Source organism: Tolypothrix sp. FACHB-123 (assembly GCF_014697075.1).
In the GTDB taxonomy this organism is placed as follows: Bacteria; Cyanobacteriota; Cyanobacteriia; order Cyanobacteriales; family Nostocaceae; genus Aulosira.
This window is the reverse complement of record NZ_JACJRE010000009.1, coordinates 47,105-71,174: the sequence shown is the minus strand read 5'-3', so window position 1 is coordinate 71,174 and position 24,070 is coordinate 47,105. Positions and strand designations below refer to the sequence as shown.

22 protein-coding genes and 1 other RNA gene are annotated in these 24,070 nt (G+C 40.0%); 16 read left to right on the top strand and 7 right to left on the bottom strand.

Features of this window, described 5'->3' with window-relative positions:
- Positions 1–61 precede the first annotated feature (61 nt).
- Complete coding sequence (locus H6G41_RS08710; protein ID WP_190745725.1) at positions 62–1,153, bottom strand: MraY family glycosyltransferase; 1,092 nt, start codon at positions 1,151–1,153, stop codon at positions 62–64.
- Between the two features lie 711 nt (positions 1,154–1,864).
- On the opposite strand from H6G41_RS08710, the gene groL reads away from it, so the two are divergent.
- The 6 genes from groL to H6G41_RS08680 all read left to right on the top strand — a co-directional run bounded on the left by groL (position 1,865) and on the right by H6G41_RS08680 (position 8,499).
- Positions 1,865–3,544, top strand: coding sequence for a chaperonin GroEL (groL, locus tag H6G41_RS08705; protein ID WP_190745523.1), 1,680 nt, complete (start codon positions 1,865–1,867; stop codon positions 3,542–3,544).
- A gap of 338 nt (positions 3,545–3,882) precedes the next feature.
- Complete coding sequence (gene corA, locus H6G41_RS08700) at positions 3,883–5,025, top strand: magnesium/cobalt transporter CorA (RefSeq protein WP_190745521.1); 1,143 nt, start codon at positions 3,883–3,885, stop codon at positions 5,023–5,025.
- A gap of 63 nt (positions 5,026–5,088) precedes the next feature.
- Complete coding sequence (locus tag H6G41_RS08695; protein ID WP_190745519.1) at positions 5,089–5,799, top strand: hypothetical protein; 711 nt, start codon at positions 5,089–5,091, stop codon at positions 5,797–5,799.
- Positions 5,800–5,847: 48 nt separating this feature from the next.
- Positions 5,848–6,297: RNase P RNA component class A (gene rnpB / locus H6G41_RS08690), an RNA gene on the top strand.
- Positions 6,298–6,471: 174 nt separating this feature from the next.
- Positions 6,472–7,191, top strand: a complete 720-nt coding sequence (gene rnc, locus H6G41_RS08685) for a ribonuclease III (protein WP_096645886.1) — start codon at positions 6,472–6,474, stop codon at positions 7,189–7,191.
- Between the two features lie 234 nt (positions 7,192–7,425).
- Positions 7,426–8,499, top strand: coding sequence for a Gfo/Idh/MocA family protein (locus H6G41_RS08680; protein ID WP_190745517.1), 1,074 nt, complete (start codon positions 7,426–7,428; stop codon positions 8,497–8,499).
- 136 nt (positions 8,500–8,635) lie between these two features.
- Here H6G41_RS08680 and H6G41_RS08675 read toward each other — a convergent pair whose 3' ends face one another.
- Positions 8,636–10,444, bottom strand: a complete 1,809-nt coding sequence (locus H6G41_RS08675) for a PmeII family type II restriction endonuclease (protein ID WP_190745515.1) — start codon at positions 10,442–10,444, stop codon at positions 8,636–8,638.
- Positions 10,445–10,772: 328 nt separating this feature from the next.
- Here H6G41_RS08675 and H6G41_RS35690 point away from each other — a divergent pair, with 328 nt between their 5' ends.
- Together H6G41_RS35690 and H6G41_RS35685 are read left to right on the top strand one after the other, a co-directional pair.
- Entirely contained in the window at positions 10,773–11,387 is a 615-nt protein-coding gene (locus H6G41_RS35690; protein ID WP_308796146.1) for an Rpn family recombination-promoting nuclease/putative transposase, read from the top strand.
- 128 nt (positions 11,388–11,515) lie between these two features.
- A complete protein-coding gene (locus H6G41_RS35685; protein ID WP_190745513.1) occupies positions 11,516–11,695 on the top strand; it encodes an Rpn family recombination-promoting nuclease/putative transposase in 180 nt (59 codons plus the stop codon).
- Positions 11,696–11,802: 107 nt separating this feature from the next.
- Here the strand turns inward: H6G41_RS35685 and H6G41_RS08660 are convergent, their stop codons facing one another.
- Positions 11,803–12,045: a hypothetical protein gene (locus tag H6G41_RS08660; protein WP_190745511.1), complete on the bottom strand. Its 243-nt coding sequence runs from the start codon at positions 12,043–12,045 to the stop codon at positions 11,803–11,805.
- Positions 12,046–12,475: 430 nt separating this feature from the next.
- On the opposite strand from H6G41_RS08660, the gene H6G41_RS08655 reads away from it, so the two are divergent.
- Positions 12,476–12,673, top strand: coding sequence for a DUF2795 domain-containing protein (locus H6G41_RS08655; RefSeq protein ID WP_242037842.1), 198 nt, complete (start codon positions 12,476–12,478; stop codon positions 12,671–12,673).
- 139 nt (positions 12,674–12,812) lie between these two features.
- On the opposite strand, the gene H6G41_RS08650 is transcribed toward H6G41_RS08655, so the two are convergent.
- A complete protein-coding gene (locus tag H6G41_RS08650) occupies positions 12,813–13,013 on the bottom strand; it encodes a hypothetical protein (protein WP_190745509.1) in 201 nt (66 codons plus the stop codon).
- Positions 13,014–13,344: 331 nt separating this feature from the next.
- On the opposite strand from H6G41_RS08650, the gene H6G41_RS08645 reads away from it, so the two are divergent.
- Positions 13,345–14,454, top strand: coding sequence for an iron-containing redox enzyme family protein (locus tag H6G41_RS08645; RefSeq protein ID WP_190745507.1), 1,110 nt, complete (start codon positions 13,345–13,347; stop codon positions 14,452–14,454).
- A 112-nt stretch (positions 14,455–14,566) separates the two neighbouring features.
- Positions 14,567–15,262, top strand: coding sequence for an SAM-dependent methyltransferase (locus tag H6G41_RS08640; RefSeq protein WP_190745505.1), 696 nt, complete (start codon positions 14,567–14,569; stop codon positions 15,260–15,262).
- 296 nt (positions 15,263–15,558) lie between these two features.
- Here the strand turns inward: H6G41_RS08640 and H6G41_RS08635 are convergent, their stop codons facing one another.
- On the bottom strand, positions 15,559–16,668 hold the full coding sequence (locus H6G41_RS08635; RefSeq protein ID WP_190745503.1) for a glutamate--cysteine ligase: 1,110 nt from the start codon (positions 16,666–16,668) through the stop codon (positions 15,559–15,561).
- Positions 16,669–17,176: 508 nt separating this feature from the next.
- Here H6G41_RS08635 and H6G41_RS08630 point away from each other — a divergent pair.
- The 3 genes from H6G41_RS08630 to H6G41_RS08620 all read left to right on the top strand — a co-directional run bounded on the left by H6G41_RS08630 (position 17,177) and on the right by H6G41_RS08620 (position 19,773).
- Entirely contained in the window at positions 17,177–17,893 is a 717-nt protein-coding gene (locus H6G41_RS08630; RefSeq protein ID WP_190745501.1) for a Mo-dependent nitrogenase C-terminal domain-containing protein, read from the top strand.
- 253 nt (positions 17,894–18,146) lie between these two features.
- Positions 18,147–19,169: a GTPase ObgE gene (gene obgE / locus H6G41_RS08625; protein ID WP_096645896.1), complete on the top strand. Its 1,023-nt coding sequence runs from the start codon at positions 18,147–18,149 to the stop codon at positions 19,167–19,169.
- Positions 19,170–19,185: 16 nt separating this feature from the next.
- A complete protein-coding gene (locus H6G41_RS08620; protein WP_190745499.1) occupies positions 19,186–19,773 on the top strand; it encodes a Uma2 family endonuclease in 588 nt (195 codons plus the stop codon).
- Positions 19,774–19,840: 67 nt separating this feature from the next.
- On the opposite strand, the gene H6G41_RS08615 is transcribed toward H6G41_RS08620, so the two are convergent.
- Positions 19,841–20,968, bottom strand: coding sequence for an acyltransferase family protein (locus H6G41_RS08615; RefSeq protein WP_190745497.1), 1,128 nt, complete (start codon positions 20,966–20,968; stop codon positions 19,841–19,843).
- 352 nt (positions 20,969–21,320) lie between these two features.
- Here H6G41_RS08615 and H6G41_RS08610 point away from each other — a divergent pair, with 352 nt between their 5' ends.
- On the top strand, positions 21,321–21,779 hold the full coding sequence (locus tag H6G41_RS08610; protein WP_190745495.1) for a peroxiredoxin: 459 nt from the start codon (positions 21,321–21,323) through the stop codon (positions 21,777–21,779).
- A gap of 171 nt (positions 21,780–21,950) precedes the next feature.
- On the opposite strand, the gene hpf is transcribed toward H6G41_RS08610, so the two are convergent.
- The gene (hpf, locus tag H6G41_RS08605; protein ID WP_190629572.1) at positions 21,951–22,601 is read right to left on the bottom strand and encodes a ribosome hibernation-promoting factor, HPF/YfiA family; all 651 of its coding nucleotides are present in this window, start codon (positions 22,599–22,601) and stop codon (positions 21,951–21,953) included.
- 627 nt (positions 22,602–23,228) lie between these two features.
- On the opposite strand from hpf, the gene lipB reads away from it, so the two are divergent.
- On the top strand, positions 23,229–23,882 hold the full coding sequence (lipB, locus tag H6G41_RS08600; RefSeq protein ID WP_190745493.1) for a lipoyl(octanoyl) transferase LipB: 654 nt from the start codon (positions 23,229–23,231) through the stop codon (positions 23,880–23,882).
- Positions 23,883–24,070: the final 188 nt, after the last annotated feature.

The following is a 24,070-nucleotide window of genomic DNA, read 5'->3' as shown; positions in this document are numbered from 1 at the left end:
GCATGGGGCATTGGTATATAGTTTATCTTCCCTGCTCCCTGCTCCCTTGCCTCCCACTTCCTCAGGTAATACATTCTGTTCTTTGGATTCTTCCCCAAATGGTAAAGCTAATGAGCAAAATAACACTCATGGTAGTAGCTACCATTTGTAGCAAAGTCAAATTTTGCATTCTCATAGCCAACAAATTACAAACTAAAGTAATTGACCACAGAGTATATGCAGCACGACGTTGAGAGAAGCCCCAAGCCAAAAGACGATGGTGCAGGTGGTCTTTACCAGGAGTACTCATAGGATTTTTCCCAGCCATCAGTCGCCGCACAATTACTTGCGTAGTATCTAATACAGGTAGTAGCAAAAATAAAACTGTAGGAATCAGGGAAAATACTGTATTGACTTGGAGTTTACCTAAAATACTAGTTGCCGCTAGCACGTAACCAAAAAAGTATGCCCCAGCGTCACCCATAATAATACGTGAGGGGTGGAAGTTATGGCGCAAAAAGCCCAAAGCTGCACCACCTAATGCTGCTAAGACTAGGGTTGCTGCGGCTTTATTAGAAATTTGGGCAGAAACTGCCAACAAACTCATAGCAGTAATAAAACTTACTCCTCCTGCCAAACCATCCATACCATCCATCAAGTTAATGGCATTGGTAATTCCGACTACCCAAAACACTGTCAGGGAGATGGAAAGAATCGAGTCGATCGGCGTGCCAAAAGCGATATCAATTCTAATTCCGTTAGCATAGAGCAACAGTGCGGTGAGAATCTGAGTAAACATCCGCACAGAGGGAGGTAAGCCAAATTGGTCATCAATAAAGCCAACCAGAACTAATATCGTTCCTCCCAAGAGAATTGTCAGGACTTGAGCTAATACGCCTTGTAGTTCAATTGGTCTGAGGAGAGTAGCTAATACCAGTGCCGCAATCACGCCCGTATAAATAGCCAGCCCTCCGGCATTAGGCAAAGGTTCCCGGTTGAGTCGCCTAGCGTTTGGTTGATCGGCCCAACCTACCCGCAAGGCAAATTTACGAACTGTGGGGATTAACCGCCATGTTACTAGCCAAGCCAAGAGAAACGTAAATACTACAGCCAACCAGCCGGTGCCGCTAGGGTCAGCAATACCTAAGGATTTAAGGGAGTTACCTAAATTCATCTGCTCCATAAAATTTACACAAATCGCTCAAATCTGAGCAATTGATATTTACTTCCCGCTTCAACCAAGGCAGTCGGCCACTACTTGTCTACGGGCGTAACTTGAAACTGAGCCAGTCTTACATACTCATCAAGGGTATTCCCCAAATGCAAATACGCATTCAAATCTTTGTCAAGTGTTGTTGATGGCTTTATCCGTAGATAGAAATGGCTAAACAGGATAAAAGGATAGATTTGCCCGTTACAACAGCTGAATTGGAATTATTTAAATGAATATTGTCAGCTAGCTGGAAACAACCGAACCGATGTGTTACGCGAATGTATCTGTAGCCTGAAAACTAAAAATGCAAACTGCAAAGGAATACTCGATGTAATCAGGTTTTTTGCTATCTACTACCTCCCGCCCACTCGACCATTACCATGAGCATCAACTGTATATTAATCAATAAAGGTTAATGGTCAAGAGTTTAAAGTCATTGGTCATTGGTCATTGGTCATTGGTCATTGGTTAATTGACAGGTGGGTTGGCTGACAATAGCTGTTTTCCCGATGCTTATTTAGGGGAACCCGCCCCTAATAACTATTGACTGTTGACGGTTAAATATGTAATTTCATTTTTTTATCTTGATTTGTTATTTGAGTCGTGGAATGTGTTAGCACTCTGGCGCTGTGAGTGCTAAATTGTCTAATGGAAGCGCTTGAGAAATGAAACATGGCGAAGATTATTGCATTTGATGAAGAATCACGGCGGGCCCTGGAACGGGGTGTTAACGCTCTTGCTGATGCGGTAAAAATCACCTTAGGGCCAAAAGGTCGTAACGTGCTTTTAGAAAAAAAATATGGTGCCCCTCAAATTGTCAATGATGGTATCACTGTAGCTAAAGAAATTGAATTAGAAGATCCATTAGAAAATACAGGTGCGCGGCTGATCCAAGAAGTCGCATCAAAAACTAAAGATGTTGCTGGTGATGGTACCACTACCGCGACGGTTTTAGCACAGGCTTTAATCCGCGAAGGGCTAAAGAATGTTGCAGCTGGTAGCAACCCAGTTAGTTTAAAACGGGGAATTGACAAGACTATTGAGGCGCTGGTAGAAGAAATTGCCAAGATAGCCAAGCCAGTAGAAGGAAGTGCGATCGCTCAAGTGGCGACAGTTTCCGCAGGTAATGATGAAGAAGTCGGCAGCATGATTGCCGAAGCAATGGATAAAGTCACCAAAGATGGTGTAATTACCGTTGAAGAATCTAAGTCCCTGACAACTGAATTAGAAGTGGTAGAAGGGATGCAGATCGACCGGGGTTACATTTCTCCCTACTTTATCACCAACAACGAGCGGCAGACCGTAGAATTTGAAAATGCCCGCATTTTAATTACCGATAAGAAAATCAGCAGCATTCAGGATTTAGTACCTGTACTAGAAAAGGTTGCTCGGTTGGGTCAATCCTTGCTGGTAATTGCTGAAGATGTAGAAGGCGACGCTTTAGCAACGTTGGTAGTGAATAAAGCACGGGGTGTACTTTCCGTTGCTGCAATTAAAGCTCCGGGATTTGGCGATCGCCGCAAAGCTTTATTACAAGATATTGCCATTCTCACTGATGGTCAGTTGATTTCGGAAGAAATCGGCTTAAGCTTGGATACCGCTTCTCTAGAAGCTTTAGGAACCGCCCGCAAAATTACTATCGACAAAGAAAACACCACAATTGTCGCTGGTAGCAACACTAAACCAGAAATCCAAAAACGGATTGGACAAATTCGCAAGCAGTTGGAAGACACAGATTCCGAATACGATCAAGAAAAACTGCAAGAACGGATTGCTAAGTTAGCTGGTGGCGTGGCAGTGATTAAAGTCGGTGCAGCCACAGAAACCGAACTCAAAGACCGCAAACTACGCATTGAAGATGCCTTAAACGCTACCAAAGCCGCCGTAGACGAAGGGATTGTTGCCGGTGGTGGTACAACCTTGATTCACTTAGCTACCAAGGTAGAATCAATTAAAAATAGCCTCAAAGATGAAGAAGAAAAGCTTGGGGCTGATATCATTGGCCGCGCCCTAGAAGCGCCCCTACGTCAAATAGCAGACAATGCTGGTGCTGAAGGTTCCGTAGTCGTCTCCAGAGTCCGGGAAACTGGCTTTAACATTGGCTATAATGCCGCGACTGGAGAATTTGAAGACTTAATTGCGGCTGGGATCATCGACCCTGCTAAAGTCGTGCGTTCTGCGCTGCAAAATGCTGGTTCCATCGCTGGCTTAGTCTTAACCACCGAAGCCCTGGTTGTAGAAAAGCCTGAAAAGAAAGCCCCCGCTGCTCCCGCTGATGGCGGTATGGGTGGCATGGGTGGTATGGGCGGTATGGGTGGCATGGGCGGCATGGGCGGCATGGGTATGTTCTAATCTCCGCTTCCCGATATCTTCCCATTGATTATCTGTATAAACATTTATGAAGCAGTTTGTCTCAGTGAAGACAAACTGTTTTTTTATCATTTCTGACTCACAGGTGCGGAGATGATATCATATCGGCTTGAATAGTTAACCAATTTTGGATGCTATTCATTTGCTAGGGTGGGCAATGTCTACCCTAGCCTGGATATGGTGGGCATTGCCCAGGATACAAATTATTAATTTTAGCAATTATTGAGAATCATGAGATTTGGCGATCGCCAATTATCACAAACCTCGTCTCAGGTTATTTTTACTATTGACAAATAACTAATTATTAAAGGGAAAAATTTATGGGAATAAGAATCCCTCGTCGTCGTAGAGCTATCAACAAATCATTAATCAAAGAATTTTATCACCAACCAGGAAATATCCCTGGCACTTTGAGAATTGATGAAAATGCCGAATCTCCAGAAATCGTGTTGATTGATTATAATTCCCAAGAATATATTCGCAAAAAAATAGAAACGCCGGAATTATGTATTCCTTATTTAGATACAACATCTGTAACTTGGGTAGATGTGCAGGGGCTAGGAAATCAAGACTTATTGCAAAGAGTCGGGCAAATTTTTGAGTTACATCCTCTAGTTTTAGAAGATATTGTTAATGTCCCAGAGCGTCCAAAAACAGAAGACTATGGTGATCAATTATTAATTATTGCCCGCATGGTAGTACCCAGGGAAAATGCCTTTGGTTTTCATAGCGAACAAGTGAGTTTAATTTTTGGGAAAAATTATTTGCTCACTGTGCAAGAAGAACCAGAACATGATTGCTTTGAACCAGTGCGATCGCGCATTGAAAAATCCAAAGGAATTATCCGCAAATCAGGTGCAGATTATTTAGCTTATGCCCTACTAGATGCCATTATTGATGGCTTTTTTCCAGTCTTAGAACGTTATGGCGAGCAAATTGAAGAATTAGAAGAAGAAGTAATCATTAAGCCTACTCAGAAAACACTCCAGAAGATTTATAAAATGAGGCGAGAATTACTGCAACTGCGCCGCGCCATTTGGCCGCAACGGGATGTGATGAGTGCTTTAATGCGAGATAGCGATGACCTGATAGGTGACGAAGTCCGCATATATCTGCGAGATTGTTATGACCATGCAGTCCAAGTAATTGATATGGTAGAAACTTATCGCGAACTCACATCAGGATTAATGGATGTTTACCTGTCAGCAGTTAGTAACAAAATGAATGAAATTATGAAACTACTAACTGTAGTTTCGTCAATTTTTATTCCCTTAACTTTTGTAGCAGGAATTTACGGAATGAACTTCAATACGGAAATATCACCGTATAATATGCCTGAACTCAATTGGAAATGGGGATACCTGTTGTGCTGGGGAGTAATGCTGGCGATCGCTGGAGGATTATTATACTTTTTCTGGCGGCGGGGCTGGCTAGAAAGGTCGGTACCAATCAAGGAAGATTAACTATAGCCGATAAGTTAGAGAACAAATATACAAAATTAGTACAGGGAGTCTATATATAAAGTTATGAGAGGCAATGGCGACCAAAATTTAGTGGTTTTGACGCTTTATATCATCGGCGTCTCTTACATTGTTAATTTGATGATTGAGTCGATTGACGACAAAATTAAATTTGAGCATCAAAAAAATGTCGTTGACGATCAACTTAAAGAACAAAATTTGCAAGACCAAGTAGGGATTTCTTTTAAACTTAGTCCTTCTTATTCTTTTGATGAATTGAAAGAGTTGTCAGTGAGTATCGAAAATAAATCTGACAATCTCGCAATTTATGTTGATTGGGATAATAGTTCTATAGTCGTTGAACATAGCAAGCAATCACGCCGGGTAATTCGCAAATCACCAGATTTAACTCGTGACTTAGCCGTACCCCAAAGCCCCAGTCTCATCGCTCCCAAGAAGACCCTTTCCGCAACAGTCACAGCAGAAGATGTTTTCGCTCGTGATGCAACCTCAGGTACTTACTCAGCCAAACAACCCCTAGTGAATATCACGGCTTTGCAAAAAAGTCCTGTCAAAGCCCAAAAAAAGCTATACAACGACTTTGTTAACAGAACAAAAAAGTTAGAATTTTCACTACAACTAGTACTACGCATGTCTGAGGTGCGTGCAGGTTTAGCCCCTGGTGCGGATTTCCCACCAATGTGCATAGTCAATTGTCCTTTTACCATTAGGAAATTGCCTTGGACATACGCCCTACCTTGGAATAAAAAGAAGTAATTCAAATCAGACACACAACGCCATCCAAGATTACACTGTATCTAGGGAGAGAGTAGAGGTAGGCGGTTGCAGATCGGTTGTAAAAATCGGTTTGAGGAAAGTCCGGGCTTCCGAAAGACCAAACTTGCTGGATAACGTCCAGTGCGAGCGATCGTGAGGATAGTGCCACAGAAAGATACCGCCAATCAATTTTAAATTTTAGATTGTAGATTTTGGATTGAATCTAAAATCCAAAATCCAAAATCCAAAATTGATTGGTAAGGGTGCAAAGGTGCGGTAAGAGCGCACCAGCAACGTCGAGAGGCGTTGGCTCGGTAAACCCCGGTTGGGAGCAAGGCGAAGGAACTATGGTTGGTCTTTTACCAGTTCCGCAAAACAGTGCCGCTAGAGGCGTTTGGTAACAAACGTCCCAGATAGATAACCGCCCTCATTGTAGGGAAGTTGCAATAACATCTCTACATTAGAGAACAGAACCCGGCTTACGATCTGCTCTCTTCTCTTTTGGGCATTGGGCATTGGGCATTGGGCATTGGGCATTGGTCAAGAGTCAATGGTCAATGGTCAATAGTTTTTATTGTCCCTCTTCCCTTGTCAACGCCACTTGCTACAACGCGGGGAACCCGCGCAACGCAGTGGCTCCTCTTTGTCCCCTTCCCGCCCCCTTCTGATTGAATGTCTCTCGCTTATCCACGCCGTCAGCGCCAGCTTGAAAGTTTAGTTAAAAAATTAGGTTTACCAAAAGAAGCAGCCATACAATGGCACTTGCTTGATTTAGCCCTGACTCATCCTACTGTGTCGGAGTCAGCCAATTATGAGCAACTGGAGTTTGTTGGTGATGCGGTAGTGCGGCTAGTAGCGGCGGTGGTGTTGTGGGAACATTATCCCGATTGTCCGGTGGGGGATTTTGCGGCTATTCGCTCGGTGTTGGTGAGCGATCGCATTCTCGCCCAATTAGCTAGAGAATATGGTTTAGAACTGTATTTATTAGTCGCCGGTAGTGCTACTGCTGATAAAGTAGGTCAAGAATCCCGATTAGCAGACGCTTTTGAAGCGGTTCTTGGTGCTTTATACTTAAGTACTCACAATCTTGAGTTAATTCGTCCTTGGCTCGATCCGCACTTCAAACAACTAGCAGCAGAAATTCGTCTCGATCCCGCGAGATTAAACTACAAAGCCGCCCTACAAGAATGGACTCAGGCGCAATTTAAGGTTTTACCAGAGTATCGTGTTGTTGAAGTTACTCAACCCCACCGCAATCAAGAGCGGTTTGTCGCTGAGGTGTGGTTACACGGTAAACAACTAGGTCAAGGTAAAGGACGCTCAATTAAAGCAGCCGAACAAGCCGCAGCCAAAGTAGCTTTTTTATCTATTACTAATCAGGAACAACCCTGAACTCAATATACTCTTTATACGCCGATAATTCAGTTATTAGTCAAGAGTCAATAGTCCATAGTCCATAGTCCAGAATTTCTTGACCATTGACGCGGAAGGAAGACAAATGACAAATGACAAAGCGCAAAGTCTGAGCGCCTGCTTCCAGCGCTCAGACGGCAGTTCCTTTCAGCGGGGGAACCCCGCCAACGGACTACCTCAACTTTGTAAGAATGACAAATGACTAAATAACTAATGAATAACAAAATTACAATTGCTGTCCTCGGCGTTGGGCGTTGGGGCGTGCATTTGCTACGGAATTTTTTAGAACATCCGCAAGTAAGTATTAGTGCGGTTGTAGACCCGAATCCAGAACGGTTAGCGGCGGTAAAACGGCAATTTAAATTAGATGATAATGTATTATTAACTACTGATTGGCAAGCTGTAAAGCAAATACCAGATTTGATGGCAGTAGCGATCGCAACTCCAGCTACTACCCATTATCATCTGATTAAGGATGCTCTCAACCAGGGCTACCATGTTTTAGCCGAAAAGCCTTTAACTTTAGATCCGTTAGAATGTCGTGAACTTTGCGAGTTAGCAGAGCAACAACATTTAATACTTATGGTGGATCATACTTATTTATTTCACCCAGCCGTTGAGAAAGGACAAGCTGTAATTCAGGCAGATAAGTTAGGTAATTTACGCTACGGCTATGCTACTCGTACTCACTTAGGGCCTGTGAGACAAGATGTTGATGCATTATGGGACTTAGCAATTCACGATATTGCTATTTTTAACAATTGGTTAGGTAAGCTACCAGTAAAAGTCCAAGCTACGGGTACAGTGTGGCTACAACAAGCAGGTAAGAAAAGAGTTACTAATTTCCCAAATCAAGGACTAGCTGACTTAGTATGGGTGACGCTAACCTATGCAGATGGTTTTCAAGCATATATTCATCTGTGCTGGTTGAATACCGATAAACAAAGGCGGTTAGCGGTGGTTGGTGACTGTGGTAGCTTAATTTTTGATGAAATGTTGCATCCGTCGCCTTTAACTTTACTCAGTGGTGAAATTGAATACCAGGATAATCAATTTTTACCGATGAATCAAAGCCAAGAGGTATTAGAGGTAGAAACAGGCGAACCTTTAGCGCGGGTGTGCGATCGCTTTATTAGTTGTATTCTGAAAAATACGCCCCCAGTTGAGTCATCTGGTTGGGTTGGTATGGAGTTAGTGCAAATTCTCTCTGCTCTTACAGTATCTCTCAAATATGGTGGACAAGCTATTTTTTTAAAAGGCTGTAGGGAATATAGCAATAGTATTTGATATCACCAGTCTTACAAAAAAAAGTCCTAGCAATAGGTTGAAATCGTAGGTGCTGTCAATTCCCGATGATGTAAATACTTAGAAAATGCCGAATAATACTCTCTAAATTTAGGCTCATATTCAGCAGTATTTTCTTCTATTCTTCAAAATCTAGCGCATCTGCTAAATCTAGAGGTTCTTCTAAATCTGAATCCCCTGCTTCTAGTTCTAACGTCATTTGTTGAGATATAGGTTCTAATTTGAAATCGCCTTTTTTAGATACATAATCAACAAGTTTAATCCAATCAATCCGACCATTTACAGTAAAATACTGCATAAACTCAAACGTCATTTCATTAACTTTTGCATTAAGTGTAGATTTAAAAATTTCATCTTTCTTCTTTGCTTCTTCCCCGATAGGAACAATCATCTCTTGGTAAAGATTGGCATCTTCTGAGATAAATTCCCAAAACTCTTGTCCAGCATATTTAAAATATGTTTTATCAGGATCTTTGATATCTTCTTTCAAAGGATTACTATCTTTACCATACATACAACCATTGACAGCAACAATATTGCTGGTAATACCTTGTTCTATCAATAATTGTTTTGCTTTTTTGAAATTATCTTTCATCTTGCTAATTTGGTCAGAATTGCCCCAGTTAGTACCAGATTTAATCCCTACAATATAATAAGTTTCATTTCGTTTAAATTCTAGATCGACACTGTTTAATTTTGACTTAAAACCACCATACAAAGATTTAGATATATGTATTGCAAATCCTTCTAGCAAATTCCCGAAAATGGTTTCTTCTTGTGAAGAAAGAAATGCAGTAATTATGCTGGCAACAAAATCTTGAGCAAGTTCAATATTTTTTGCTTTAAATAAATAAGGGTTTTTACGTTTAATAACATCTTTGAGTTTTAATTGACTCAATTTTTCAAATCTCTTATCGTAGAAAGGTGTAAGTACCTTCTGAATCAAATAATCATGATAGATTGTATAATCTCGGTCAACCACATTTAATTCCTCATTAGATTGGTTATTATTTTTCACAACTTGACTATTAGCAACTGCTGTTTTAATATTCATTGCTGCTAGCTCACAATATTCTTTTTTAATTTCAATTCCTATATAATTTCTACCCAACTCTTTAGCTACTACACAAGATGTTCCTGAACCAGCAAATGGATCGATAACTACATCATTAAAATCAGTAAATAGCTTGATAAACCATGAAGGAAGAGTTTTCGGAAAAGCTGCACTATGATTTTTATTTCCACACTCAGTTGCTAAATGTAACACATTGGTTGGATAAGCCATTTTCCGCTCTACCCAATTAGATATATTCTTACCAAACCCACTTTCAACTTTAGAAGTATCGCGCCTTTTATCAGTTTCGCTCAGATTTTTGAGACGGGATTTTGCCCAATCTCCCATAGGAACCATAACAGATTCCTGATACATCTTAAATTTCTTTTGCTTGTTAAAATGTAAACACCGCTCCCAGGAATCACGAAAGCGATTAGACCATTTTCCTGGATAACTATTTTTCTTATGCCATATATATTCTTCTGTCCATAACCATCCTTGGTTTTGCATTCCTAAAATTAAATTCAATACATAAGGATGTCTTTCACCATTAACTACTTTTTCTTTAATATTAAGAATGAAAGAACCTTCTGGTTTTAAAACTCTTTTTAGCTCTAGAGCTACTGTAAGAAACCAATCAGTATATTCATCTGGAGAAATTCCTCCATAAGTTTTTTTTCGACTATCAGCGTATGGAGGTGAAGTGATAATTAAATCAACGCTTGCAGACGGTAGCTTTTGTAAAACCTCTAAACAATCACCAAGAATCACCTTATTCTTCCAACTTTGCGGATTATCCTTGTCTACTGACTCTAAATCCTGAATAAGAATTTCCTCAGATTCCAAGGTAATGTTTAGCGATGCTTCTACCATAACCGAACTTCTTAGACTGAAATTTTACTTAGCCGAAATATACTAAAAAACAAGTATGCAGCGTTCTAGTGTACCTTAAAAGGCTTACAGACACTATAGAGTGCAGCAAAAATCAAGTTATTTTTACATTCGATAGCTAATTTGAACTTATTGTAGTTCAAATGAACCACAGGTAGATGAACTTTGCCATTTTTGTTAGTTTCTGATGGTGATATCTGAGAATTGCTATATTACTACTCTCGTAGAGAAACTTATTGATAGACTGGCAACTAGAGAATTTTCGATATGAGAAAATCAAGGTGCAAACTGACAAAATTTTCTACAGCTTATTCCAAGCATCTTTTTTGCCATCATTGGCGAAACTAGGGTTAACATTAATGCTTATGAATTTGTATCAGTTGAACTCAAAGATACAGCCTTTAGAATTGATGGCGTATTTATCCCGGAAAGTGAAACCCCAGAACAACCTTTATACTTTGTCGAAGTCCAGTTTCAACTAGATACAAACTTTTATCGCCGCTTGTTTGCGGAAATATTTCTTTACTTACGTCAAAACCCATCTGTTAACTTTTGGCGTGCTGTGGTTATCTATCCTCAACGTAGTGTAGAGCCAGATGATCGACAGCCTTATCGCTTATTGCTAGACAGTCCTCAAGTACAATGTATTTATTTAGATGAATTAGGGACAGTCACGGAAACCTCACTTCAAGTTGCTATAGTGCAATTAATTATCGCAGGTGAAGAGACAGCAATAGAAAGAGGTAAAGAACTAATTTTACAAGCCAAAAATCAATTGGCTGATGAAACTACCAAAAAGCAAATTGTAGAATTAATAGAAACTATCCTGTTGTACAAATTTACCAGACTTAGCCGAGAGGAGTTGGCAACCATGTTAGGTATAGATCAATACGGTTCAGTTAAGGATAATTGTAGGTTGGGTTGAACGAAGTGAAACCCAACAAACCCCTGGAAATGTTGGGTTTCGTTCCTCAACCCAACCTACGCAGCTTAATGTTTTTGGCGCTAACTGAACTGTATTGAGGTATAGATGAGGAATTCAAAAAAACAAGGATGTATCAATCTATTAAACAGGACGGTTTAGAAGAAGGTAGACAAGAAGGTAGACAACAAGCAAAATTAGAAGCTATACCCAGATTGTTAGCTTTGGGGTTAAGTGTGGAACAAATAGCGCAAGCTTTAGATTTGACTGTGGAGCAAGTACAACAAGTAGCAAGCAATCAGTCTAGCTAATATTACCTGCTACTTGCTATATCTCAATTCAGAGAATTCTAGATTTTGGATTTAGGAAATTTAAATCTAAAATCCAAAATCTAAAATCTAAAATTGATTTATCGGCTTTACATTTTACCGTGCTGTAATACTTTTTGAAGATGGCGGCGGATTTCTTGTGCTTGCTCCATATCAGATTGGCGCAATTTTTGGAATAATTCTACACAAGGCTGAGAGTTAGCTTCTTGTGCGTCTTTGATGTAAGTATCGTAAGCCTTAACAGCTTCTGCTTTATTGTGCAGCACGGTGACAAAATCGTACTCTAGGTTGCTAATGGCTTGTTGAGACTGTCCGTTACCTGTAGTAACCATAACTTTTCCTCTTTTAGGTGTCTAATTAATTTCTACTCACAGTAAAGGAGAGCTTCATCTTCCTAAAAGCGTAGAAAAAATTAAGTAGGTTGGTGGAATTAAAGATAACTGGTTACAGATGTCCACTGTCATTAGTCATTGGTCATTTGTAGGAATTTTTGATGGTGGGTGACTACAATTAAATTTGCTTAATTAATAATTGATATGAAAATAGAAAAATCTATCATTGGTAGGATGTAAAATAGAATTGTATCAGTTGATTGTATAAGTGATAACAAATAGTTAAAATAGGCTGTAATTAATTACTCGAATATTCCTGACTCCCACGAGTAAGCGAATTCATCTGTAAGATTACAATCCAGTAAATCTCATAGCAAATTAGAACTGGATAAGATGTGAATGCAAATAATTAGTATTCAGGAGAATCGCCATGATGAGTACAGCCACCTCGGTACAATTAAATAAAAGTTTGCACGAATTGAAATACCCGATTAGCAAAAAAGACTTGATTAAGAATGCAGAAGAGAAGGGTTTTGATGAGAAAGTGCTGCGGATTTTGAAAAAAATCCCTTATCAAGATTATGAAGCTTGTACGGATGTAAGTGAAGCGATCGCAAATCTGAAATAGTCGAAAAATTGTCAATTCAACCCCAAATTACTACCGCCCCCAAACAGTCGAGGGCGGTTTTATACTCTATAATTAATTATTGAATTTACAACTTTTGCAGAATGCCTATTCACTAGAATGAGCATACTTAATATTCGCTTTATCTGAGCAGTCGTGTTACCCTAACATCATATTCTGTGCCGAGTGGATGCTCGCTTCTCGCTTTTTGGAAAGCCATACCATCAGCTTTTTCTTTTGAAGGAGCGTCTATTTCGTACCTTGCCGTTTCCCGTTGAAAGGTATTGTCTGTTTGTCCGGCAAATTCCTTAATATCTACCAATACCTCGTATGTATGAACCATTTTGGGGCCTCCAAATGTGCAATAAGCACGCTAACTTGAGGAATATCCTTAGTATAAGAGCAGACAAAGGCCCCAGTTATCAAACTAATACAATTCTTGATTAAAGTTGCATCATCTACTCACTATATTGTCGGAATTTATTCAATAGAGATTATGGAGTTTATTCATCAATCTTTTGACATATTTGCCAACTTTGGAAGAATTATCTGTTTCTCTAGGCTTAATCTTTCTTTATAACCTGGGAAAGAGGTAAATATAGCTATAACTATGTGAATTTAAATATTACAGATGGCGTTTTTTGTTCACAATTGGCAACGCTACTTAATATTCCATGCAAAATAATCTGCTGATGTTCCCTGACTTGAAGGTGAAAGGGAATGATAATCAAATAGCACAAACAACAGCTACCAACTATAACAATGCTGAACAGCAATTTATAGAACTGCTAGCTACAGAAAATTTAGATAATCAACTTGAAGAAAATGCTAGCAAAGTCTGGGAATTTGAACAGACGTTATCAATAGCAATTACTGCTGCTTATAGAAACGGCTGTGGTGATGATGTGGCGCATCGCTTTCTGCAAAGAATCCTGTACCGTATTAATCGGCTAAAGTTGTTTTGGTATGACGATTTGCGCCATTATGACAACGAGCGATCGCTCTATTTATTATCCTGTCGAAATAAAATTGAAGCAGCTTGGCAAAAGTGGGAACTATCCCAAATCAATGTCTCCGCACTGCAACAGCTAAACGTTACACAAGTTAAACAAGCACTGATTGAACGCGCCACTGTTGATGTCGATCCGCCTTTATCGCCGGGGAGTCGCTACATCCGCGAAGAAATGAGTGAAGCTGGTTACCGTCACCTACTCGCCATTGGTTCCTTTGATGGCTTGGTAGAAGGTAGTCGCATGACCTTTATTTTAGGCGGTGCGGCGAATGAAGTGCAGTGTACTCTAGTGCGAGTATTTTTAGAAGAATATGGCAACGGTCGCTTATCACGCAAGCATTCGACATATTTCGCTCAAATGTTAGCCGAGTTTGGTATGAATACAGCACCAGAGGCGTATTTTGATTTAGTACCTTGGGAAGTTTTAGCTTGCGATAACCATAACTTTTTAACCACAGAACGCAAGCGCTATTTTCTCCGCTACAGTGGTGCATTAACCTATTTTGAAGTAGCTGGCCCTGCAGCTTACAGAAATTATCTCACAGCAGCGCAACGCTTGGGGCTATCAGATGCGGCGATGGGTTATTGGGAACTGCATATTCGCGAAGACGAACGCCACGGTCGTTGGATGTTGGATGATGTGGCTTTAGCTTTAGCAGAACAGTACCCCAATGATGCGTGGGAATTGCTACTAGGGTATGACCAAGAAAAACTCATGGGCGATCGCGCCGCAAAAGCTGTTGTCTATTCTATTCGCGCCCAAGAACAATAGCTAAAATTCTCAATTTCTTTAGCAAAACCTTTCTTTAGCAATCTACTGCTAAAGAAACAGTTCTTCCTGCCTAAATCTAATTTATCTTACATTAAATTTGACTTGAGGTCACATGAAAGACATATTCTTTTGCCCAGAAGAATCTAATTTTTACTCCAATTGTTTAGAAAATTTAGTTTTGAGAAGTTGTCAAAATCCTGAGTCGATTGTCGAATTTGGTTCCGGTGATGGTAGTCCGGTAATCAACTCCTTGCTGAGAAATAAATTTGATGGTGTGATACAGGGATTTGAATTAAATACTTCTGCTTGGAAAGCTGCTAATTTAACAATTGATGAATATAACCTCACGGAAAAATATATCATCAATAATGCTTGTCTCTTTAAATCAGATAAACCTGAAGCTAAATATCTCGTTGCTAATCCACCTTATCTCCCCGCACCAGATCCAGACATTTATATGCCACTATTATTTGGGGGTATAGATGGCGCGACAGTGACTAATAATCTTTTGTCTTTAGGTTATGAGAACGTACTAGTTTTAATTTCTAGCTATTCTAACCCTAACAGTACCATTGAACAAGCAAAAGATTATGGATATATAGTGAATAATTTTGTCGTGCTTCCTCTGAAATTTGGTCATTATAGCTCTGAGCCAAAAGTTAAAAAGCATATTGAAGAATTGCGGAAGCAGAAAATGGCATTTTATTCCGGTGACTATTACTTTTTAGCTGGTGTTTTATTTAGTAAATGTCAAACACAGCAAACTGATTTATCTCAGGAACTGGCTCAGGTATTGACGAGTTTGTAATTTTATTGATTCTTAAACGCAGAGTAGCGCTAAGGGATGCGCAAAGTGACGCAGAGGTTTTCCCAATTTTGATTATTATAGCAATATTAAATCATTTGTGAAAGTTACAAACTCTCAGTTTCTTTCTCTTATCCTTGGCGTACTTGGCGTACTTGGCGGTTTAATCAATAAACCAAACTATATTACAAAACGTCAATATACTTGAACCCCTTACCAATGATTAATGACTAATGACAGCCCTTGCTAGTTATATTTAATTATGCCAACCTACTGACAATTAAATCTCAAATTAAGAATCAGCTAAATTTTACATAAGTTTGCTGCATTGCTGCTTCTATAGAACCTAATTGCTGATACCCTTGAATGAGTTTTTGAGATGGTGTTTCTCGTTGCTGTAATTTGACTTTCAGAGGTATTAATAAGTTTCTATCTGGGTCATCTTTCAAAGCCATTTCTGCTGCTTCTAAAACCTGATGTGCAATCAGAGATATTTCTTCGTTATTAAATCCTGCTTTGGCTGAAACTTGATGTAAAGCTGCATCAGGAATTGTGGCTCTACCTGATAAATATTCATCTAATACTAACCCTTTTAATAAAGCTAACAAAGCTGCATAAATCGAAAAATCATCACAGGTATCAAAAGCCTTAAATTCAATTCTTCCTACTTCTGCAGGGATGCGTGCGACTTTAGTTAAAGAAGGAACGCTCGCAATCGTTTGTTCTGCTTTTTCCACAAAAACTAGCGCCGCCGATCTTTTACCCGTTCGTACAAAAGTTCTTACCGATAATCCCGTCCATAAATCCCCATTATAAAAAGGCGCGCTGTAACTAAAAGGAACTATATAAGGACTATAATAAGTTAACTTTTTACCAATATCAATTAGCTTTTCTACAGACAAATCTGCCATAGATATATTTAAATCTGGCCCGTATGTCACCATGTAAATATTGGCGGTATTTTCGTCAGGATAAGCTTGGAGATATTTCTTTTCATACTCATTTAATGGTGGTTGCGGTTCAAAAAAAGTTTTGTAGGGATTAAAGCTAGTTAATACAGGTGAAAAACCGTAATCAGCAGCTACATCACGTAATAAGCAAAAACTTTCGGTTAATTCCTGAATCGCACCTTGAATATTAAGGTGAATAGTCGTTCTAATTTCGATACCTTTAGGTAAACAATCAATTACTTTATCAGAGTCAGCAAATCTTTCAAATCCTTCGATATACCATCTCTTAGCCTTAATTCCCGCATCACCTACACGTAAATGTGCATAATCATTAGGGTATGTTGGTAATCTTTCAACAATTTGGCTAAAATCAGCAAATTTTGTATTTTCAAAATCAGCAAACTTTCCTGCTTGATTCAGAAAAGCAACTTCGTGTTCAATTCCAAAAAAAAACGTCATGATATTACCTAAATATGTAGAGTTAATTGCAATTTGATGCTAAGTAATAAAACAGGAAATATTTCAACTCACATTTTTTAGTCATCCCAAATACATGAATTTTAGGATGCTATTTCCAGTACTTTTGTAACGAGTTGCGGAAAATTACTGTTTATGCTAGCTATATGAGATAGATTCTCAATAGAGATTGTATCAAATAGGTAATATTTTTTGCAATAAACTGGTTATCTTGAATATTATTAACAGTTTTACAAGGCTTTGGAGGCTATAAAGCCATCAAAACTAACTTAACGCTAAACCATTTAAGTAGAAAAATTCTCAATCTTTTTTTTAAGAAGCTATGAGATTTTCAAAAGAATTTTTTCCCTGTTTATGCATTGATCTTTGTCTTTAGGGCTGAAAAAACCAATTCTTACAGTCTTTAAAGTTAAATATGTAGCAGTTTAATACCCTTTAAGGTAGCTTACTATTTACTGTATGGACTGAGGACAGCTTGAGGTATGAGTTTATGAAAAGTGTCGTTCAATCCCCCTACACTAGCGAACAAGTAGCGGCTTGGTTGCGTGGATTGCTCACTATTGCTCTAGCTGATGGTGACTTTGACGCTCATGAACAAGAGTTAATTGCTAGTATTACGGAAAATGAATTAGCTCCGAGTATTAATTTTGATTCTCTGGAGGTGATTACACCAGAGGAATTAGCAACAGTTTTGGGTAAAGGGACATCAACAGCAGAAAATTTCTTGCGGACAGCTGTGATGGTAGCGATCGCAGATGGGATATATTCTCCCAGTGAAGACCAAGTTTTGCAACAGCTGTGTCAAGCACTAGGCGAACCCAAAGATTTAATCGAAGCCCTGCGCCACACCCTAGAACACACAGAACATGTAGATCCGACAATCGATAGTTTTCTCCAGCAAGAAGCATCCGCCCAACCTTCTATCACCATTGGGCCTCATTCTCCCCCCCATGATGCACTTACCCCTGTACGCGATTGGTTAGACGGACTGGATATTCAAGATCCTAGAGTTGCTCGTTTTTTATGTAAAATGATTCCGCCCCAGTGTCCCTTTGAACGGGATGTAAAGCTATTTGGACGCAAAATCGTACATATTCCGCCATTATGTAAAATTAATCCCCTGTATGAACAAATGGTAGGTTTGCGTTTCCGCGCCCTCTCCTATTTGGCAGATGATTGTGGAGAGGATATTTCACCATATATTTAGTTAATAGTCATTAGTCATTGGTCATTGGTCATTGGTTATTGGTGAAGTAGTTCGCGCTGAGGGTTCCCCAACTTGTAGAATTGTTAGTTCAGCCTTTCGTCTGCCAAAAAGGATTGTTACCCTAACAGCTAAAGCAACTGACAACTGTACAGGCGGGTTTACAGATATCCTCAAATATCCATAACAATCTCTCACAAACCCGCCCCTACTGACAACTGACAACTGACTAATGACAAATGACTATTGACTAACTATGCAATTTATCGATCAAGCAGTAATTCAAGTAGAAGCTGGTAAAGGCGGCGATGGAATTGTCGCCTTTCGCCGTGAGAAGTATGTTCCCGCAGGAGGCCCTTCTGGTGGTAATGGCGGAAGAGGCGGTTCAATCATTTTTGTAGCAGTAGAAAACCTGCAAACTTTGTTAGATTTCCGCTATAATCACCTTTTTAAAGCTGAAAACGGCGGAAGAGGCGGCCCTAATAATTGTACTGGCGCAAACGGCAAAGATTTAATTATCGAAGTTCCCTGTGGTACTGCGATTTATGATGCTTCCACAGGGGCTTTACTAGAAGATTTAATTACACCTGGACAACGTTTTCGGGCTGCGGAAGGCGGTAAAGGCGGCTTGGGAAATCAGCATTTCTTGAGTAACCGCAACCGCGCCCCAGAATACGCCCTCCCCGGATTAGCAGGTGAAGCGAAAGTACTGCGTTTGGAATTGAAACTTTTGGCTGAGGTGGGAATTATTGGTTTACCAAATGCGGGTAAATCTACTTTGATTTCCTCATTGTCAGCAGCGCGTCCAAAAATTGCTGACTATCCTTTTACTACCCTGATACCAAATTTAGGCGTAGTTCGTAAACCTACAGGTGACGGTACAGTTTTCGCTGATATTCCCGGATTAATTGAAGGCGCTTCTCATGGCGCGGGTTTAGGCTACGATTTTCTTCGCCACATCGAACGCACTAGGGTGTTACTACACTTAGTTGACGCGACTAGTGAGGATGTGGTGGGTGATTTTATGACGATTCAGCAAGAATTAAAAGCTTACGGACGGGGTTTAGCAGAACGTCCGCAAATTTTAGCATTAAATAAAATAGATGCAGTGGATCGAGAAACGGTAGATTTAGAGGCATTAGCTACTGAATTAAATCATCGTTCCTACGCTAAGGTTTTCTTAATTTCCGCAGTAACTCGCACTGGTTTAGAGCCACTTTTACAAGAAATTTGGGGAATTCTCGATCAGATTAATGCTGCTGAAGAAGTGGAAGTATAAGCTTAGGTGAAATCCTATGACTATTGCACAAACACAAAAATATTATTCGCCTGAAGAATACCTAGAATTAGAGGTTAATTCTGAGGAACGTCATGAATATATTGATGGACAAATTATTCCTATGACAGGTGGAACGCCAAATCACAACAAACTTGCTGGTAACTTGTATGCTTCAATTCTGTTTGCTCTCAAGCGTCAGCCTTATGAAGTTTATTATACCGATCAGCGTTTATGGATTCCTAACAGGCGAATACATACTTACCCGGATGTGATGATAGTAAACACGCCTTTAGAGTATCAGGAAGGAAGACGAGACACTTTGATGAATCCAGTATTTATTGCTGAGGTGTTATCAAAATCTACCAAGAGTTATGACAGGGATGAAAAGTTTGCAGCTTATCGCACAATTCCTAGCTTTCAAGAGTATGTTCTAATTGATCAATATAAGATGCATGTTGAACAATACTTTAAAACCGAAAATAATAAATGGATATTTTCGGAATATGAAGACGGCGATGTAATGTTATCCCTAGCGTCTGTTTCCTTCCAAATTACCCTAGCTGATATTTACGATAAGGTAGATTTCAACGCAGAAGAAGAGTAATTTAAATTCAAAATTCAAAATTTAGAATTCAAAATTTAAATTATGAATTACGAATTACGAATTACCCTTAAACTTTCACAAACCAGCGTTGACGATACATAATTACTGCAACTAGCCACCAAAAGAGGACGGTAACAAGGGCAAATAAAAATGAACCGTTGAAGGTTCCAGCCCAAGAAGCAAAAACATTTTGATAAATCCAATTGAAGGTATTGGGAGCATTTTCCCCAGTACCAATATTGGTTCTCACTAATATTTTAATCAGTAATACCGATGCCACGAAAAGAGCGATCGCATTTAAGCCCATAATCTCAAATGGTTTACTCCAGCGTTTGATTCGCCGCACTTCGATGAGTTCGTAGCAAGCAGCTAGCAACAGTAACGCCCAACCACTGGTAAACACTACATAGGAACTCGTCCAGATTTTTTTGTTGATGGGAAATATCCACCCCCAAGCCGAACCAACAATTAAGCAGCCAACGCCAAATAATGCTAAACCAATACTTGTACGTGATTGTACAGGCTGAGAGCGTATCCATTGTCCTGCAAAATAACCGGCTAATACGCTGACAATTGCGGGCATCGTACTGAAAAGCCCTTCAGGGTCTCCCATAAAATTAAAGCCATCGCCCTTATACAGATGCGCTTTGGGTATAATTAGTCTATCTACAAAAGCACCAAAATTACCTTCCCGCGTCAACACTCCCGCACCGTAACCAGGTACAGGTATATACATCATCGCTAACCAATAGCCGATGAGTAAAACAGCCGCCAATATCCATTGACCTTTACGTGGTAACTTCAGAACTGTCAAGGAAGCAAACAGATAAGCAAGGCTGATTCTTTGTAACACTCCCATTAGCCGAATGCTGCTGAAATCGAAAGTCCAAATTCCCTTATTCCAAAAACCGTTGAGTAGCAAACCCAAGACAAACAGAATAGCCGCACGGCGCAAAATTCGCCAGTAAACTCCCGATTGGGGTTTTTCGCCTTCAGTGTACTTTGACAATGAGAATGTCATCGCCACACCGATAATAAACAGAAAAAAGGGAAATACTAAATCAGTTGGCGTGCAACCGTGCCAATCGGCGTGTGCTAAGGGAGGATATACATCATCAGCAACTCCCGCCATATTGACGAGAATCATCCCAGCGATGGTGATACCACGAAAAACATCAAGTGAGGTCAGACGCATAGCAGAAAAGAAGTCTTTTTGAGATCTACACAGTACACCTGCTATGACAGACGAGCAAGCAAAGTTTTTAGACTAACATAGAAGTTAAAATTTTGTGATGTCATACCAATTCGCTATGATGATGCACTTAATATTTATTTAATGAACCGCCTTCGCGCAGCGTCTCGCAGAGAAGACGCCAAGTACGCCAAGAGAAAAGAAACAAGTATTAAGTGCAAGTTTACAGAGAATTGGTATCAGATACCCGATTTTTTGAAGAAGTCGAGGATTTAGTCTTTCCTATCTTTACGGTCTTAACATCACTTAAAATAGTTTTTTCTGCAATTATCAAATTTGGAATTTTTTAATACCTATGCCAGTTAAAGTTGGAGATACTGCGCCTGATTTCACCTTACCTGCGCAAACCGGCTCAACGGTAAGCTTAAGCGATTTTCGGGGCAAAAATGCTGTAGTTCTGTATTTTTATCCAAAAGACGACACGCCAGGATGTACTGCGGAATCTTGTGCTTTTCGCGATCAATATGAAGTGTTTAAAAACGCCGGCGCTGAAGTGATTGGTGTTAGTGGCGACTCTAGCGAGTCTCATCAAAAATTTGCGGCTAAGTACAATTTGCCCTTTACACTCTTAAGTGACAAAGGCGACCAAGTACGGAAACTCTACGGTGCAACAGCCGCCTTTGGTTTGTTTCCTGGTCGCGTGACTTACGTTATCGATTCACAGGGCGTTGTGCAATATGTTTTTGATTCAATGTTCAATTTTCAAGGTCACGTTGAAGAAGCATTGAAAACATTGCAGCAATTGGCGAAGTAGGGGATGGGGCATGGGGCAATTCAATTTTGGATTTTGGATTTGCGATAGCGCAGCGTAAAGCCTTCGGCATAGCTTCGCTTAGAGCGAGTCCGCGAGCGTCTTTTGGATTAGGTTTCAATCTAAAATCCAAAATCTAAAATCTAAAATTCCCACTCCCTAGCCCCTAGCCCCTCATTTACTCGCAGAGGCTTTTTCTACAGTGGTATTAGCATGGGCTGTTTTGCCATTCTTGCTATGACCGTTGGTGTGGGCGTTGTTATGGCGGGGTTGAATGACGCCATAACCGCCGTGGTTACGTTCGTAAATGACGTTTATCTCATTAGTTTCCGAATTGAGGAACATATAAAAATCATGACCGACCAGTTGCAACTGTTCTAAAGCTTCGGCAACTGACATGGGTGGCATGGAGAAGTATTTTGTGCGCACGACTTCACTGGGGAGTTCGGGAGTGCGATCGCCAATTAAATCTCCAACTACTGGTTCTGGTACTACTACCTCGTTAGTTGGTTGAGTTTTCTTATCTTGTTTTCTTTCTTTGTATTTGCGCAATTGACGAGCAATTTTATCTGCTACTAAGTCAATGCTGGCATATAAGTTTTCGCTGCTTTCCTCGGCACGGATGACGTTACCATTGGCATATATGGTGACTTCAGCTGCTTGTTTATTAGAAGCAATTCGGGGATTGCGAGCTACGCTAAGGTGCACATCCACTTCGTTGGTGATGTTTTGAAAATGATTAACCGCCTTTTCTATCTTTTGATGCACATAATCCCGAATGGCGTCGGTGATTTCAATATTTTTGCCGTGGATGACAAGCTTCATGTAAACTCTCCCGCTCAATATTTATTTGATGTGTATTCGTTTTGTATGAAAGGGAAATGCGGTAAGGTCTATCACTGCCGCCAAAACAATCTCTGAAGTGTTTTGCTGTACTACCAATCTGCCTATCATGATTGTTGTATCTTATTTTACTATTGCGCGTTCCTGGGCAATATTTCTCTATGTTGATACAGGTATCTCATTGGTTGTCAGTCAATTGATTACCTATGTGAAAACCCTGAATAAAGCAATCTGAACAGCATCTGTCTGACTTGCTTTGACTATGAGAGCTATGTTTAGCTAACTATTAGTTATTCTTTTTTCTCCTGGGTATTCGCTGGTGTTGCATAGAGAATGTTAAGGTTTTGATGCAAACAATTTGTTTAGACTTCATCAGCCAGTACATTTCTTCCTCTTGTTGTGGCGTGATGCTTATTGCAGAGAACTCCTCCTACACCCAGTTAGGTTATATATTCAAACTAGCATTTTGTATTTTCTAAAGTGGGTTCCGTTGATGTTCCTTTAAAATCCTTTGCATAGCTTGACATTTGTTGACCCTTACCCAGAGACTTGCAATATTTTTTGTCCCTCAAGTAGTTGATTTTTCGTCGCTTCCGTAGTAATAAACCTATGTCTTTGCATCGCTGTGTGTTATATAACCAAGGATTGTTACCTTACTTAGAAGCTCTGGAATGGCAGAGATCGCTAATGAGCGATCGCCTGAACAACCCCAATCTAGATGATGTGTTAATTCTCTTGGAACATCCCCCTGTCTACACTTTGGGACAAGGAGCTAGTTTAGACTTTCTCAAATTTGACCTCAACAACAGTAATTTTGATGTCCATAGAATTGAACGCGGCGGGGAAGTCACTTACCATTGTCCCGGTCAATTGGTGGGGTATCCGATTTTAAATCTGCAACGCTATCAAAAAGACCTGCATTGGTATTTGCGCCAGCTAGAAGAAGTTTTAATTCGGGTATTGGCAATTTATGGCTTAAAAGGCGATCGCATTCCTTCATTTACAGGTGTTTGGCTGGAAGGACGGAAAGTTGCAGCGATTGGGATTAAAGTTAGCCGTTGGATTACTATGCACGGCTTTGCTTTAAATGTCTGCCCCGATCTCACAGGCTTTAAAGAAATTATTCCCTGTGGTATTGCTGATAAGCCTGTAGCCAGCTTAGCCCAATGGATTCCTGGTATTACCTGCGAAGAAGTGCGTTCCCATGTATCAAAGTGTTTTGCAGAAGTGTTTGCTGTAGAGTTTGTTAATCCTAATTTTTAGGTTTGGTTAGTTGTCAGTTGTGGGTTTTGAGCGGGTATTGGTCACTATTCAATGGTTTCCTCTGTTTCCTTATCCCCGCATCTTTATGTCTCCGTTTTCGGTTGTCAGTTATATGGTAAAATCACTGAGCCTAGAAACTGAGCGCTGATTACATACATGCTTATTTTAATTGCATCTACCTAATTTTT

Bases quoted from the DNA above. Each gene is read 5' to 3' on its own strand.
- H6G41_RS08710 (WP_190745725.1), bottom strand. From the start codon at position 1,153: ATGAATTTAGGTAACTCCCTTAAATCCTTAGGTATTGCTGACCCTAGC.
- groL (WP_190745523.1), top strand. From the start codon at position 1,865: ATGGCGAAGATTATTGCATTTGATGAAGAATCACGGCGGGCCCTGGAA.
- corA (WP_190745521.1), top strand. From the start codon at position 3,883: ATGGGAATAAGAATCCCTCGTCGTCGTAGAGCTATCAACAAATCATTA.
- H6G41_RS08695 (WP_190745519.1), top strand. From the start codon at position 5,089: ATGAGAGGCAATGGCGACCAAAATTTAGTGGTTTTGACGCTTTATATC.
- rnc (WP_096645886.1), top strand. From the start codon at position 6,472: ATGTCTCTCGCTTATCCACGCCGTCAGCGCCAGCTTGAAAGTTTAGTT.
- H6G41_RS08680 (WP_190745517.1), top strand. From the start codon at position 7,426: ATGAATAACAAAATTACAATTGCTGTCCTCGGCGTTGGGCGTTGGGGC.
- H6G41_RS08675 (WP_190745515.1), bottom strand. From the start codon at position 10,444: ATGGTAGAAGCATCGCTAAACATTACCTTGGAATCTGAGGAAATTCTT.
- H6G41_RS35685 (WP_190745513.1), top strand. From the start codon at position 11,516: ATGTATCAATCTATTAAACAGGACGGTTTAGAAGAAGGTAGACAAGAA.
- H6G41_RS08660 (WP_190745511.1), bottom strand. From the start codon at position 12,045: ATGGTTACTACAGGTAACGGACAGTCTCAACAAGCCATTAGCAACCTA.
- H6G41_RS08655 (WP_242037842.1), top strand. From the start codon at position 12,476: ATGATGAGTACAGCCACCTCGGTACAATTAAATAAAAGTTTGCACGAA.
- H6G41_RS08650 (WP_190745509.1), bottom strand. From the start codon at position 13,013: ATGGTTCATACATACGAGGTATTGGTAGATATTAAGGAATTTGCCGGA.
- H6G41_RS08645 (WP_190745507.1), top strand. From the start codon at position 13,345: ATGCAAAATAATCTGCTGATGTTCCCTGACTTGAAGGTGAAAGGGAAT.
- H6G41_RS08640 (WP_190745505.1), top strand. From the start codon at position 14,567: ATGAAAGACATATTCTTTTGCCCAGAAGAATCTAATTTTTACTCCAAT.
- H6G41_RS08635 (WP_190745503.1), bottom strand. From the start codon at position 16,668: ATGACGTTTTTTTTTGGAATTGAACACGAAGTTGCTTTTCTGAATCAA.
- H6G41_RS08630 (WP_190745501.1), top strand. From the start codon at position 17,177: ATGAAAAGTGTCGTTCAATCCCCCTACACTAGCGAACAAGTAGCGGCT.
- obgE (WP_096645896.1), top strand. From the start codon at position 18,147: ATGCAATTTATCGATCAAGCAGTAATTCAAGTAGAAGCTGGTAAAGGC.
- H6G41_RS08620 (WP_190745499.1), top strand. From the start codon at position 19,186: ATGACTATTGCACAAACACAAAAATATTATTCGCCTGAAGAATACCTA.
- H6G41_RS08615 (WP_190745497.1), bottom strand. From the start codon at position 20,968: ATGCGTCTGACCTCACTTGATGTTTTTCGTGGTATCACCATCGCTGGG.
- H6G41_RS08610 (WP_190745495.1), top strand. From the start codon at position 21,321: ATGCCAGTTAAAGTTGGAGATACTGCGCCTGATTTCACCTTACCTGCG.
- hpf (WP_190629572.1), bottom strand. From the start codon at position 22,601: ATGAAGCTTGTCATCCACGGCAAAAATATTGAAATCACCGACGCCATT.
- lipB (WP_190745493.1), top strand. From the start codon at position 23,229: ATGTCTTTGCATCGCTGTGTGTTATATAACCAAGGATTGTTACCTTAC.